Source organism: Methylomonas sp. EFPC3 (assembly GCF_029643245.1).
GTDB lineage: Bacteria > Pseudomonadota > Gammaproteobacteria > Methylococcales > Methylomonadaceae > Methylomonas > Methylomonas koyamae_B.
The window spans coordinates 4101444-4116654 of the sequence record NZ_CP116398.1 but is presented as its reverse complement, the minus strand read 5'-3'; the positions used below and the strand labels follow the sequence as shown (position 1 = coordinate 4116654).

General features: G+C 60.4%; 10 protein-coding genes. All 10 read left to right on the top strand.

Annotation, left to right across the window (positions count from 1 at the left end; all coding sequences use genetic code 11):
- The first annotated feature begins 1 nt into the window (after window position 1).
- Window positions 2-274 (top strand): nitrogen fixation protein NifZ, encoded by a 273-nt coding sequence (locus tag PL263_RS18685; protein WP_278210809.1) that lies wholly within the window; start codon window positions 2-4, stop codon window positions 272-274.
- Window positions 275-366: 92 nt separating this feature from the next.
- Complete coding sequence (locus PL263_RS18680) at window positions 367-1977, top strand: SagB/ThcOx family dehydrogenase (protein WP_278210808.1); 1611 nt, start codon at window positions 367-369, stop codon at window positions 1975-1977.
- Window positions 1978-2052: 75 nt separating this feature from the next.
- On the top strand, window positions 2053-2466 hold the full coding sequence (locus tag PL263_RS18675) for a hypothetical protein (RefSeq protein ID WP_278210807.1): 414 nt from the start codon (window positions 2053-2055) through the stop codon (window positions 2464-2466).
- Between the two features lie 455 nt (window positions 2467-2921).
- Window positions 2922-4232, top strand: coding sequence for an autotransporter outer membrane beta-barrel domain-containing protein (locus PL263_RS18670; RefSeq protein ID WP_278210806.1), 1311 nt, complete (start codon window positions 2922-2924; stop codon window positions 4230-4232).
- 150 nt (window positions 4233-4382) lie between these two features.
- Window positions 4383-5189: a lysozyme gene (locus PL263_RS18665; protein WP_278210805.1), complete on the top strand. Its 807-nt coding sequence runs from the start codon at window positions 4383-4385 to the stop codon at window positions 5187-5189.
- A gap of 58 nt (window positions 5190-5247) precedes the next feature.
- Complete coding sequence (locus PL263_RS18660; RefSeq protein ID WP_278210804.1) at window positions 5248-6000, top strand: MlaD family protein; 753 nt, start codon at window positions 5248-5250, stop codon at window positions 5998-6000.
- A 63-nt stretch (window positions 6001-6063) separates the two neighbouring features.
- The gene (locus tag PL263_RS18655) at window positions 6064-8823 is read left to right on the top strand and encodes a caspase family protein (protein WP_278210803.1); all 2760 of its coding nucleotides are present in this window, start codon (window positions 6064-6066) and stop codon (window positions 8821-8823) included.
- Window positions 8824-8836: 13 nt separating this feature from the next.
- Complete coding sequence (locus PL263_RS18650; protein ID WP_278210802.1) at window positions 8837-12664, top strand: CHAT domain-containing protein; 3828 nt, start codon at window positions 8837-8839, stop codon at window positions 12662-12664.
- Between the two features lie 56 nt (window positions 12665-12720).
- Entirely contained in the window at window positions 12721-14532 is a 1812-nt protein-coding gene (locus PL263_RS18645) for a caspase family protein (protein ID WP_278210801.1), read from the top strand.
- Window positions 14533-15210: a hypothetical protein gene (locus PL263_RS18640; protein ID WP_278210800.1), complete on the top strand. Its 678-nt coding sequence runs from the start codon at window positions 14533-14535 to the stop codon at window positions 15208-15210.
- Window position 15211 lies beyond the last annotated feature (1 nt).

Here is a 15211-nt window from a genome sequence, read left to right as displayed (position 1 = left end):
AATGAACGTAGAAGACTTGGATTTGGGCGACGTCGTGTACGCAGCGCATACGATTATCGACGACGGCAGCATGCCGGACAGCGAAGAAGGTGCGATACTGGCCGAAGCCGGAGCGCGCGGCGTCATCGTTATGAAAGGCCATGTCGAAGAAGACCCGGGGCTGACCGTTTTTTTGGTACGCTTCGAAGACAGCGAACTGAATTTGGGTCGGCCGATCGGTTGCTGGACCGAAGATCTGATCGCTCCGGACCTGGAGCCGGTAACGACGCATTGATACACGCGCGACTAACCGGCGGGACACCCGGCCGCAATGCCTCTCCGCAACGCCGCCAGTCCCTGCCCCACCCAATTTCGCACCAACAGGCTATGAGCGACGACTCCCAACAGGTACTTGCGTACCACCAACGCACCAAACACCAACTGAATGCTTACGCCAAAGGCCCGGCATCGCTGGATTGGGACGACCAGCCCAGTCCGTTCCGCCGGTTCGACGGCTGCGAAACGTTGGCTTTGCCGCAGCCAGGTGCGGAACTGGACTGCAAGTTCGCCGAGCTGGATGCGCCGGGGCTGATTCCCGTTCAACCGCTAAATGTCTCCAATCTCGGCTTGTTACTGGAACTCAGTTTCGGCCTGTCGGCCTGGAAGCAATTCGGCCCGGACCGCTGGGCCTTGCGCTGCAACCCGTCCAGCGGCAATTTGCATCCGACCGAAGCCTATCTGCTCAGCACGGCGCCGGAGGTATTGGCGCCGGGCGTGTACCATTACGTCAGCCACGACCACCATCTGGAACGGCGTTGCCGGTTCGATGCCGCCGGTTTGCCGGCCGGCTTGTACGTTGGCTTGTCGTCCATCCATTGGCGGGAAGCCTGGAAATACGGCGAACGCGCATTCCGCTATTGCCAGCACGACATCGGCCATGCCCTGGCGGCGTTGAGCTATGCCGCCGCCTGCCTGGGCTGGCACGTTGAGTTGCTCAGCGAAACCGGCGACGCCGAAATCGGCACTTGGCTGGGTTTGGATCGCGACGCGGATTTCGTCGCCGACGAACGCGAAACGCCGGACCTGTTGTGCCGGATCGATACCGGTGACGGCTCCGAGGGTGAATTTTCCGCTGCGGCCTTGTCGCAAGCACTGCAGTCCGCCGAATGGTTCGGTAGCACCAAACGTTTGAGCGGCCGCCACTTCTACCGCTGGCCGATTATCGACCAAGTCGCCGAACACACGCTCAAACCCGCCACGCTGCGGGAACGGCTCGAATTACCGGCCGCCTCGCTACCCGCTGTCAGCCACGACCAGCTCGCCAGCCGTTTGATCCGCCAGCGCCGCAGCGCGCAACATTTCAACGGCAAATCGGCGCCGCTGCCGCTGGCCGACTTTTACCGTATCCTCGCCGCGCTGCTCCCCGCCGCCAAGCCGCCGTTCACGGCCTGGAACTGGCCGGCGCAGGTGCATTTGGTGTTGTTCGTGCATCGCGTCGACGGCCTCGAACCGGGCCTGTATTTCCTGCCGCGCAGCGTGGAAGCCTTGGCAGAAATCCGCCCCGCCTGTTCCACAGACTACAACTGGCAACGCATCGACGCCCCGTTCGAGTGGTACCGACTGCAAGCCGGCAACGTGCGTCAGGCGGCGAAAACCTTGTCCTGCCATCAGCCGATTGCCAGCGACAGCGCCTTCAGCCTGGGCATGCTGGCCCGCTTCGCCGACAACGTCTCGGCCGAGGCTTGGCGCTACCGCCGGTTGTTTTGGGAATGCGGCCTGCTCGGCCAGATTTTGTATCTGGAGGCGGAAGCGGCCGGACTGCGCGGCACCGGCATCGGCTGCTTCTTCGACGATGCGGTACACGGCGTACTGGGGTTAAAAGACAATGACTGGCAAAGCCTGTATCACTTCACCGTCGGCGAGCCGCTGGACGACAGCCGCCTGCAGACGTTCCCGGCGTATGCTCATCTCAACAATTCCGCGTCAGACAAGGTGTAAAAATAATTGGCGGCCAAGCGGTTCGATTGCGATTAGAATCATCGGCTTACTTCCATCCACCGTTGAAGGCCCACTATGAGCTTAGCAGCCAATTTAATCCGATTCGCCATCAAAATAACGCCCAACTCGCTGATCGTTTGGGTCGCCAACCACGTCATGAAAGGCATCGCCGAATTGACCCAGTTCAATTTCGATCTGGATGCGCGCAAGGTCTATGTGCAAAGCCGCTTGTACGGCGAGGATTTCACGATAGACGTGGTATTGGAGGATTTTGCCGTGTTCAACGACGGCGAAAGCTACCGTTTCATTCTGCACCACGCCCATTCCGACCGACCCTGGCTGCAGAACATCCTGGCCAAATTCGTTGGCAAGGCCTGGAAAATTCCGGCCATACCGGGCTTTACCAAGCCCTTGGCATTGGCCGCCGAAGTATTCGCGGCCCAAGCGCCGGCGCTGCACTTGATAGAAGGCGAGGCTTCCGCCGAGTAATCCCCAACTCCCCGCCGCCAGACTCGACTGGCGGCGTTGCCAAACCAATCTATCGCCCCGGCTAAAGACCATTCTCTTGATGCCCTTCCGGTTACTAAACGCGTCGACAGCCGGCAGCCTCCGGCTTCGACACGCCCAATCCGAACGGAATACCGGTCAAAAACAGGGTGGGTTATAACTGCGAACGGCAAACCGGCCGATCCCGTCCCATCTGATTCGCCTCTCCCGGCCAACCGCTTTAGTCGACGACGCTTGCCGGCATACCCGCCTACCACGCTTTGCTGTCGTCATCAAGCCAGCCATTTCACCCGCTCCGTATTCGCTAGTCCATCGCATTGCGAATAGTCCGATAGGACAATTGAACCTGCAAATTATTAGTGTTTGACAATCGTCAAATCAGGACTACTATAAGCCCGCACAGTTCGTCGGATTGGGCTTTTGTCAAGGGGGGAAACGTGAATAACATCGCTTGGCTCAAAAAAATTTTCCAGCTTCTGCTGGCTTGCTTCACACTAACTCTTGCCGTAAACCCACAGAGTTATGCGGATAGCGGCATCAATACCGGATCGATGAATACGCTGGGCCAAGCCGGGGTCGCCAGTTCCGGCCAACTTGCGGTATTTCAAGCCATCAGCTCGCAGTGCGGCGGCCCTATCACTACGCTGCAGGCGCTTTGCGGCTCAAATTCGGGCGTTGCCCTACAACAGCTGTCACCGCAAGCGGCGCTGCAAGCAGACTCGATTGCAATCACGTCACCGTACGATTTCGTCAAAAAAATCAATACTCGCTTGCAACGCCTTAACGATTGCGACGCGGCCGATAAAACCGCCAAAGACCGGGAAGATTGTCGAAAACGCGGCGGCGGCAGCGGCGATGCCAGTTACATAGGGCCATTCGGCATCTCGATTAGCGGCGGCGGCGGCTTCGGCGACCGCAACAATGTCCGCGGTCAAACCGGTTTCGACGTCAACACCCAACATGCCAACGCCATTCTGGATTACCGCTTCGACAAGCAATTTGCCGGCGGCCTTTCTCTGGGCTATCTGCATTCCGACCGCGATTTGAATTTCAATAGCGGTTATCTGAACTCCGACGCCTACCGAGTAGCTCCGTTTCTGGTTTACTCTCCTTCCTCGCAAAGCTATGTCAGCGTTCTGGCAGGCTACAGCCGGCTGGAATTCGACTCCTTGCGCTCAGTCAACGCATCCCTTGCCAACAACGTAACCATCGGTAACGCCTCAGCCAGCTATGGTGCCGACCAGTTTTTCACCAGTCTCGGTGCCGGCTACATAGAGCAAATGGAATGGTTCAATTTACGGGGCTTCGTTCGCGGCGACTACAGCCACACCGAAATCGACGGATATACCGAACAAGGAGCGGCCGTAGTAGATGGCGGCGGCGCGCTAAGGGGCTCTGCTCCCATCCAAATGAACGGCCAAGCGATCGACTCGTTCACAACCACGGTCGGCGCCGAACTCAGCCGCGCCTTCAGCGTGCCCAGCTTATATACCGTATTCATCCCCCGTTTTCGGGCCGAATGGGTCCACGAATTCGAAAACCGGAGCCGGCAAATCAATGCCTCGCTGGCCGGGACCGTTCTGAACCCAATTACGACCGGAGCGCCCGAACGCAACTGGGTCAATCTGGCCACCGGCGTGCAGATGCTGTTGCCGCAAAACATTACCGCCTTCGTCGATTACGAAGCGTTACTGATCGAAAACGGCAGCAACCAGATCGTTTCCGGCGGAGTAAAGATTCAATTTTGAGCTAGGCCCATTAACGCAAAGCTGAGTCGAGGCCGACCTTTCCGAAAAGACCTCGATCGTCCCGACCATAACAAACGGCCGCTAACGGATCGGATATCCGGCAAACCAGTACCGGCCACTAAATAAAGCATCAACGCTAGAGGGGGAATCATGCGCAACAAAGCCATTCTGAGAGCGGCACGCCAGCCGGCGTCCGATCGCGCCCAACCAAACCGTTGCAGTCCGGCAAAGCCGCAGCCATTCGCCCGGCCGGAATTGCGACGGACGCCAATCGCCAAAGCCCTGCTACCGTTTGCCCTGATTTCATGTCTCGCCGCTTGCACCACGCTGACGCAGGAATGGGCCGAAGACGAAGAAAAAATCACGGCCGGTATTTTTCTGGAACCCGACGAGCGGGCGGTATTGCCGCCCGGCATGGAACTCAGGCCGATTTACGACAAGGGCCTGGACCTGACCAAATTCATGGAAGGCTTCAGAAGCCTGCCCTACCACGACGTGGCCTACTTCTGCACCATCGGCTACGGCCATCTGATCAAGCAAGCCCGCTGCAACGGCACCGAACCGGCCGAGTTCCGCAACGGCATCAGCGAACCGCGCGGCGGCGAGCTATTGGTGTCCGACATGGAACGCGCCCAAATCGCGGTACTGACCAAAACCAAAGTGCCTTTGACTGACGGCCAATACGCCGCGCTATGCGATTTCGTCTACAACGTCGGCACCGGCAACTTCGCCAAGTCCAGCCTGTTGTCGGTGGTCAACAAGCAACAATTCGACCGGGTCCCGGCCCAATTCCGCCGATGGAGCAAAGCCAACGGCCGGGTCATCAAAGGCTTGAAAATCCGCAACGAAAAACGGATCGATCTGTTTTTCGACGGGATCGGCGTCCCCCGCGCGGTCCCGGAAGCCGAGGCGGAATTGCCTGAAATCGATATTCGCTTGGGCGAAACCGGGCGATAACCGAACTTTTCATTCAGAGGCAGCAATGCCCAGCGATCACGCACCTTAGGAGAATCCCATGGCAAGCACCCATTTCAAATGGCTGATATTGGCAATCGTTACCGCGTTGGCAGGCTGCGACCTGTTCCCGTCCTGGATCAACGTCAGCGTGAATTTCAGCGATGCAAAAAGCATCAAGCCCGACGATCCGGTCGAATTTAACGGCGCCGTGATCGGTAAGGTCACCGGCTTAACCCCCATCAGCAGCGGCGTCACGATTGCGCTGGCGCTGGAAAAAGCCAAAGCCGCGCCGGTACAAGCCAACGCCCAGGCCGCAATCGCCGTCGAGCCGCCGCCGGCCAAAATCGTAATCACTAATCCGCCGGAATCCGCGCCGCCAGTAGCCGACGGCGGCGTGCTGACGGCGTTGGAACCCAAATCCGGATTCGGCGCGATTTTGGGTGCCATTTCCGATATGAAACAGGCGGTCAGCGAGGCCGCCAAAAACCTCGGCGACTATTTCAAAGATGCCAACCAGGAATGGGCGGATTCGAAACAGAAAATGAACGAATCGCTGGCGGCATGGCAGCAGGACGCCCAATCCACCGAAACCGAAATCCGCGACCGCTACCAAAAACTGGTACAGGAAATGGAAGCGATCCGCGGCGAAGCCGGCGAACAAAGCAAACAGATTTTTCAAGATTACGACGAGATCGAGAAAGCATTGCTGGCCAAACAACAGGCGCTCAGAGACCAGGGCCAAGCCAAAGCCGCCGAAGCGCTGCAAACCTTCCGCGACGAACTTAAACACAATGTCGACAAGCTGAAATAAAGTCAGCGCCGGGCTCAGGCCCGGCAAAGTCGCCGACCACAGCTTTCGCCGGGAGTCGAAACCATGAAACGCTCCAACCGCCTCGCGCTAGAGATTTGTTGCAGCCTGCTGGGTTTGTATCTGGCAGCGGCCAGCCCATGCTTTGCCGCGATTCAACAAATTCCGAGCTGCGCCATCGAACAAACCACCGAATCCGGCGGGGTCAGAAAGCTGGCTTTGGTCGTCGGCGTCGGCCAATACATCTCGGACAAAGTCCCGGATCTGGCCGGCCCGCCGGCAGACGCGCGCCGGATGCAGGAAATATTGTCCGGCAAGAACGGTTACGGCTTTCCGAGAGAAAACGTCTGCATGCTGCTGGACGACCAGGCCACCGTACAAAATCTGCAGGCAGCGTTCGACAGCTTTTTGTTGCCGCGCTTGAAAGAAAAGGACATCGTCGTGTTCTACTACGCCGGCCACGGCTCGCAAACTGTCGATAAAAACGGCGACGAACCCGACGGCCAGGACGAAACCCTGGTATTGCACGATTCGCGTACCGAACAAAACGGCGCCAAAATCGGCGATTTTACTGACGACCGCTTGAACGGCCTGTTGGCCAAACTCTATAAAAAGAGCGACAACGTCACCGTCATCCTCGACTCCTGCAATTCCGGCACCGCGACCCGCGGCGACCGGGAAACCATGGTCGCCCGCTTCGTCGAACCGGCCCCGGATCAAGCCGATGCCCCGCAAACCGAAGGCGTCGGCGACGGAGCCGGCGATTTAGCGCCGGAATCGATGCCGAATCTGATTGCGCTGACCGCGGCCAGCGACGGCACCAGCGCCCTGGAACAAGCCGGTCGCGGCATATTTACCGACGCCTTGTTGCAAGTGCTCGGCCAAGGCAGCAACCAAGCCCTGACTTACGCCCAGGCCGCCCGGCAAATTCCGGCCCTGGTCGCCGCCCGCAGTTACCAAATCCCCTATTTCCAAGGCAAGCTGGACCGGCCGGTGTTCGGCAACAGCACACGTACGGCGCCGGTGGCCTGGGAAGTCACCGAATTGGGGCCACCGCTGAAACTGGCCGGTCCGCCGTTACCCGGACTGGGCGTCGGCGCCGAACTCCGTATTTACGACGGCGCGCTGAGCGGAGCGGATACCCGCGATCCGGCCAAGGCCAAAGCCAGCGTGGCGATCGACACCATGACCGGCCTGACGGCGACGGCCACTATCGTCGGCAAAAATGCGGCGGCGACTGCGCTGGCGGTCGGCGACATTGCCGTGCCGGTGAGGCCGGCCGACGACTACGTCCGCATCAATGTCAGGATCAAACCCGAGTCAGAGCCCGGCGGCGTGCCGCCGGACCGCGCCGCCGCGATCAAACAGGCGATCGCCGACGATCCGGATGCGAAAACCTTACTCAACGTCGGCGACGGCCCCGGCGACTTCGAATTAAGCCTGACCTCCGACGGCTTATTACAACTGAAAGGCCCGGAAAACCGGGTGCGCAACGTCTTCGGCCAGGATAGCGACGCCGCCCACAACTTGTGGCAGCACGCCCGCCAAAAAGGTTTGCTGCAATTGCGCGGCGAAGGCGGTAGCGAGTTTAGCGATAACCAGAGCCTGCAAGTCGAAGTGATTCCGTCGGCCAGACAAGACGACTGCGCCAAAGGCGTGTGGGAAGCAGCCGCGCCGAATGCCGACCAGGTCATGCCCTTATGCCACCGCTGGAACGTCAAAGTCACGTTGGACAAGAACGCACCGGCACCGCTGCTGGTCGGCGGCGTGGTGCTGTCCACCGACGGCAGCAGCTTCGGTTTCCCGGCCGACGGCCGCCGCGAACTACTGAAACCGGGCGAATCGACTACGTTCAGCGCCGCCGGCGAAACCTTTCGCGCCGGTTTGCCTTTGGATGTTTGGGACCAACTGATCGTGTTCGGCACCAAGGAAAAAAATCCGGTGCGCTGGGATTTGCTGACGCAAAGCGCCCGCACCCGCGCGGCCGACCCGGCCAAAACCGGTTTGTATCGGGCATTGGACCGCTATCTGACCGGCACCCGCGGCCAGATGCAAGACAGCGACAGTGCGGAAGACACCACCTGGACCTTGAGCAAAATCAAATTACGGGTCGAGGCCAATTCCCGCTTTCAAAAAGCCGGCGACCGCGGAATCGCCGGATTTAGTCAGACCCGCGAATTCACCATCCCGCATTTCGATATCCGCCCCTATCTGCCCGACGACCGCGACACGGCACTCTACAAAGTATTGCAAAAAGCCGATTGGCTGGCGCAAGCCGCGGCCGGCGACGGTTTCGGCTACAAAGGCCACGCCTGGAACGCCGCAACCGATCTGGACAATTTAAAACGCGGCATCGATTGTTCGCGGGCGATCTGGTTTGCCTTTACCCGCGCCGGCCTGCCCTACAACGCCGGCGACAAATACCTGAACACGGCCGACATGGTCAAAACCGACAGCCCGCTGGCGCAGCATTTCGAACGCTGCGACAGTACACCGCCGCAAACCGGCGACCTGTTGGTGTACCGCGATCCGAAACGCGGCGACGGCCACGTGGTGATGGTGGTCGACCCGCTGAAGCGGATCGCCTGGGGTTCGCACGGTTACGACGGCAACGCCAAAGAACTTAAAGTCAAACCCGATATCGGCGTCGAATACCAATTGATCAAATACAAAAAGGATTGGGAACGCTGGGACCGAAAAACCATGCGCCAAAAAGCCTGCTGGCGTTACCGGCAATTCGGCGAAGAAACCCGCAGCGCCCGCGGCCTGCCCGGCGTCAAAGCCCTGGTCAAGGCTTGCGACATCAAAAGCCGCTGCGGTAACTGACCGGAACCGAGCCATGAGCCCAGCTTCTCTCTACCTCGACCGACGCACCTTTCTGAAATACGCGGCCCTAGTGGCCGCCTATGCCGGAAAAATCGGAGTCTCGGGCTGGTCAGAAGCGTTTGCCGCCGAACCTGCCGGCGCCGGCTCGTTGCCGCTGACGTCTATCGTCTACGCCGAATTCAAAGACGATTTCGCCCAAGCCCGGGCCAAGGCGGAGACTCAAACCGCAGCCGCCCGAACCGCAGCAAATCCGGAACAGTTGGCCGATGCGCTGCTGGGTTTGGGCCTCGTCCGCTTAATGCAAGGCGAAGCGGCCGCTGCCGCCGGCCATTTCCGCGAGATCGAAACCTTGGTGCCGGCCGATTCACTGCGCCAACTGCGGGCGACCAGCTTTACCGAGATGGCCGCTTACCAGCAATTCAACCATTTTCCGAACGACAGCGGCGGCAGCGTCGCCGACATGGAAGCCGGGCAAACCCAGCGTTTCATGGCGCTGCTGGCGGAAACCGGCAAACGTAAATCGGCATTGCGCCCCCAAGTCTCGGCAGCGCAAGCGCTCCAGGAAAATACCTTCGTCGGCGAAGAGCTGGGCGGCATCAAATCGCTGCAGTCGGCGCTGGATTCGGCGGCCACGCTACCGATGACCCCGCAACAACGCACGCAATTGCTGAACCAGGTATTGACGATGCTGACGCCGGACAGCCAAACGGGCTACCCGCCGGCATGGCAAGCCGTGGTGTTGCGTAACCGGGCCGATCTCTACCGCCGCGGCGGCGACCTGCAAACCGCGCTGGTTTATTGGCAGCAAGCCAAACAACTGTATCTGCAAATCGGCGACAAAGCCGGTGCCGGCGCCTGCTGGCTAGCGGAAGGCGACGCCTACGCCGCGCCGTTATCCTCGCCGCTGGTATTCAATACCGCGCTGAACCCGCCGCCCAACGCCGACAGCAGTTTGTCTTCGCAAGCGATGGAACGCGAGTTGGACCGCTCCGCCGTCGATATCCGGCGAGCGACTGATGCCTACGCCCAAGCCGCGGCACTATTCGCGGCGGCCGGCGACTGCCCGCGCGGCGAAGCGGCAGTTAGCTTGCGCCATGCCTATTTGGCGGCGTTGGCAAACGACACTGCCGCAGCGTTGGCCACAGCGAGCAGCGCCCGCGAGCAGTTCCAAGCTGCCGGCGACGATTACGGTTATTGGACCGCCGCCGCGCATGTCGCATTGCTGAAAGTCGCCGACGGCCAAGTGCCGGAACCGCGCGACATCGCCGCCGGCATCGGCGAGTGGGGCAAAACCGCCGGCTCGTTCAGTTATGCACTGGGTCTGGGATTCCTGCACAGCCGCCTCGGTTGGCACTGGCTGTTGCGCGATGCCGATTTCGAGCGGGCGCTGGCCTGCTTTCGTCTGGCGGAATCGCTGTATACCGGCCTGGGTTCGACGCCGCGGCGGGTGCAAAGCCTGATGGACCAGGGCTATCTGCTGCGTAAGCTGGGCGAGCGCGACGCCGCCATCGTCCACCTGCAACAGGCGGTCGAATTGCAATCGGCAGCCCAAAACTCGGCCAAGCTCGACGCCAACGCGCCGCTGCGGCTGCTGTTGTCGCTGCACGGTCTGTGGCAGGCCTATCTGGACGCTATGGACGCCGACAATATGGAGACCATCGCCGGCAAACTACAAACCCAACTCGATTGGTTGAAAACTCACCCCACCAGCGACAATACCGGCGCCGGCTCCTTGGTGACGCAACTGGCGCAGGAGGCCATCGAATACACCGCCGTCAATGCCCCGTGTTACCGGGCGCTGGCCGCACGCAATGCCGGCGACCGCACGGAAGCGGAGCGGCAATTTGCCATTGCACTGGCGGCAGCCGACAAAACGGCTCAACACCACCGCGACTTTCAGTTGGCAATCGTCCACGCCCAGCGCAAAGACTACCCTGCCGCCGCCACAGCCTACCGCCGCTATCTGCCAAAACAAATCGGCGCATCGCCGTTACTTAGCGGCATCGAAGCGCTGGCAGCGCAGATCGGCGGCGAAGCAATCCAGGCCGGCATCCAACAACAATGGCGCAATAGCCAGCAGCAGGCGGCGCTGTTCTTCTGCATGATCAAGGCCTATGCCGATTCGGCCAACCATCTCGGCCAATTGGAAAGCCGCTTCGGTAAAGATTGGTGGCAAAGCGAGGACAAGCCCTGGGAGAGCCTGCAAACCTACGGCGAAGTCGCCGAAGGCCTGGAAAATTTAACCCAGGCGGCCGACTACTATGCCAAAGCGCTGGATGCGTTCGAACGCTCCCGGCAATTGCTGCGGCGGGACAACTTCAAAACCGCCTTATCCTCCGCCTCCAGCTCGCAATACCTGTATTTTTTGCCGGCAAGAAATGCGTTGAAATTGGCGGCATTGCAACCGGCTTCAGCAGCCAGCCATCGGCAAACCGCCTACCACTATGCCGAGCGCGGCAAAGCCCGCGCGCTGTTGGACCTGATGGCTAACGGCGCCAATCGCCCCGAGCGTAACGCAGACGAAAGCGTCCGCCGCTGGCTGCAGGACACGGCCAAGCTGGCGACCTGGGGCAGCTTATTGGCCGGCGAGCGCGGCGCGCAAACACCGGATGCCGGCCGGATTGCCTATCTGGAACAAAAAATTGCCGCCGCCGAGACTCAATTGCGCCAGACCGAAACCCAACTGGCCGCAGCAAATCCCAGCTTCTACCGCTCCGTCAATCGCCAGGCGCCGATCGCCGACGTCGGCCAAATTGCCGGCCTGTTGCCGGCCGGCACGGCTTTGCTGCAATACGCCTTTCTCGGCGAAGACCTGCTGACCTGGGCAATCGACAGTCAAGGTCTGATTACGGCAGAGCGGCAGAACATCGACGCCAAGCAACTGGACCGCCGGGTACGCGACTTCCATACCGCCTGCGAACGCCGGGGCGACTACCGCCAAACCGGCGACCAGCTCAGCGCATGGTTGCTGAAACCGTTTGCCGACGTCCTCGCTACGCACAATCGCCTGCTCATCGTACCCTACGGTACGACCCATGCCCTGCCGTTCCATGCCCTACCCTGGCAAGGCCGGCCGCTGATCGCCGGCCACAGCCTGTCCTATCTGCCCAGCGCCAGCATTCTGCAGTTTCTCGCCAAGCCCGATAGCGGCACTAAACCGAAGGTGTTGGCAGTCGGCAATCCGGCCAAGATGGCCTACCAAGCGCCGTTTGCCGAGCATGCAGCAGCCCAACCGGCGCTGCCGGCCGCCGAAACCGAAGCCGCCCACATTGCCCAGTTAAACGATAACAGCCTCGTCTTAACCGGGCCGGCGGCGACGGTAGCCGCGGTAAGGAAGGCGTTACCGGATTTCAATGTGCTGCACTTTGCCACCCATGGCGTACTGGCGGAAAACGCGCCGTTGTTGTCGTCGATTCTGCTGGCCGATGGCGGCGCGTTAACCGTACAGGACTTGATCGGGCTGCGTTTGAACGCCGATTTGGTGGTGTTGAGTGCCTGTCGCACCGGCCAGGGCAAAGCCGCCGGCGGCGACGATGTGTTGGGCTTCAGCCGCGGTTTGCTGGCGGCCGGCGCCCGCGCCGCGATCGTCAGTCTCTGGCCGGTCGACGATTTGGCGACCAGCCTGCTGATGGCCGAGTTTTACCGGCACCTGCAGGCCGGCGAGACACCGAGCTCGGCGCTGCAGGCAGCACAGCTTCATTTACAAACTATGAGTCCGGATGCGATCAAATCCGGCCGGCGCGAGGCGTTAAACAGCCGCGGCGTATCGGTGGATAGCGACGCCGCGCCGGCCGATTACCAGCACCCGTACTACTGGGCGCCCTTCGTGCTGGTGGGATGAAACGGACCTCGGCGGATTTAGGAGAATTGAATATGCAACGGCAAAGCCAGCCTCCAATGACGACACCCTTTGCGGCAAGCGCAATCGGCCGCTTCGCTGTCTGGCTCGGCTGCGTTTTGCTGCTGGCCGGGTGCGCCGGCGGCATGTCGCGCTCGGGCGGCATGCAATTGGCCGGCTGCCCGGTCAACGGCAGCCGGGTTGGCGACCCGGCGGAAGGCAGCAACCGCAGCGCCGAGGAACGGATGATCGTCGATTGCCAACTGCCCGGACTGCACATCGAAGTCGGAACCGGCATTTTCTATACCACGCCGCCGCGCCCGGCCCGTACCAGTTTATGGCAATGCCGGGCTAGCGGCGGCCAGCATGTAGCCTTCGACGCCGCCAATTTGCAGCAGGTCGCCAACGTCTGGAAAGAATGCGCGGAAGCCGGCGATAAGATTGCCCAAACCTATCTCGGCGAGTTCTACGAACGCGCCGCCGATTACGCCAATGCCGCGGTTTGGTACCGCAAAGCCGCCGAGCAGGACTATTCCCGCGCCCAAGCCAATCTGGGATTTTTACTGGAAAAAGGGTTGGGTATCGGCAAAGACTCCACTGCATCGATGGAATGGTATCGCAAAGCCGCCGGTTTGCCTGCTCAAGCTCCGCCGGCGAACGACAATGCCGAAACGGCCAAATTGCGTACTGAACTGGCCAAGACAAGCCTGTTGTTGGTTAACGCTCAAGCCGGCTTGAAGCAGCAAATTGCGGAAAAGTTAGCGCTGGCGATGCAAATCAAAAAACAACCGCCATCCCACCCCGATCCGGCCGAACAACAGCGCAACCGGCAATTGCAGCAACGGATTAGCGAACTGGAACAAAAAGCCAAAGCCGACCAAGACCAAATCGCCAAGTTGCAAAGCCAGATCGCCCAAACCGAAACCAAGTTGCGCGGCCAAGGCGTGGAAACCGAAACGATCGCCGCGCCCGCTGTCGGCCGCTATTTTGCGCTGGTGATCGGCATAGACGATTACACCGCGATGAATCAACTGCAAACCCCGGTCAACGACGCCAAAGCGGTGGCCGAATTGCTGCGCGGCAAATTCGGCTTCACCTCGGTCACACTGCTGCTGAATCAAGAGGCGACCCGCTCGCGAATCTGGCAGGCGATTTTCGACTTGCGCCAGCAAACGACCGACAACGACAACCTGCTGATTTATTACGCCGGTCACGGTCAGGAAGAAAACACGGCGGGGTTCTGGCTACCGATCGATGCCGACAAGCCGCCGCGCAGCGATACCTGGATCAGCGATTACGAAATTGCCCGCAACACCGCGCCGCAAGTGATGCGCGCCAGACACGTGCTAATCGTGGCCGACTCCTGTTTTTCCGGATCGTTACGCAATACCGCCTTGATGTCGACCCCGCAATTGACCGCCGCGACCGGCCAGCCCGGTTCGATTGTTGCCCTGAAATCGTCGCTGATTTCGCGCAAATACTTGACCTCGGGCGGCGACGAACCGGTGTTGGATAAGGGCCGCGGCAAACATTCGGTGTTCGCCGCGGCATTCATAGACTTCTTGAAAAATTACAACAAGCCGGACCCGATCTCGGCCGATGCTATTCACGACCAGATCGAAGAAACGGTTTACGACCAGTCTTCCCGGCTCGGCCATCCGCAACGGCCGTTGTACGGCCCGATTCAGGGCGCCGGCGACACCGCCGGCGAGTTTTACTTTCGACCCAGCGGACAAACGGCCGCCAACCAAGCCGAGACAAATTGGTTTGGCGCGCGGTTGCTTTCTGCCGGTGAAACCGGCCTAAGTACCGGGGTTTCCGGCAATCAGTCGTACAGCCGATTCAGCACTGCCGGCCGGGGGAGATTTTAAGTGTTCGAACAAACCGACCAAAAATTATCGGCCTGGGTCGGCGCCGTCGCCGCCGGAGCCAGGATATCGTTCGAGCCGCCCGGCATCCCGGCCGCCGAACCGACCGTCGTGTTATACCTGCTGGATTTCAGACGTCTGACTTCATCTGCGGCCGCGCGCAGCCCGCAACCGCAATTCCTGTTGAACTATCTGATAACGGTGCAGGCCGCCGATCAAACCGCGGCACACCAATTATTGGGCACTCTGGTCGCGGCAGCCGTGCAACAAACCGAATTCGAATACGAGTTTGCGCCGCCACCGCTCGAAGTCTGGCAAGCCTTCGGTGTCAAACCGGCGCCGGCTTTTACGATCAAGGTTCCGGTCGCGCTGGCTGTGGCCGAACCAACGGTGCCGCGCATCAAAGCACCGCCGCAGGTCAGGATGGGCCCGGTCGCGACTTTCAGCGGCCGCCTGCTCGGCCCCGGCGAGATTCCATTGGCCGACACCGACGTCGAGCTGGTGGCGGCCGGCCGTTACACCCGGACCGATGCCGCCGGCAATTTCAGCTTTGCCGGCATCGATCCGAACCAACACCGTCGCGGTTATCTGATCCGCGCCAAACGACGCGAGTTATTAGTGGAACCCGCTAATTCGACTCAAGAACCCGTAGTAATACATTTCGAGCAATTGGAGATCTGAC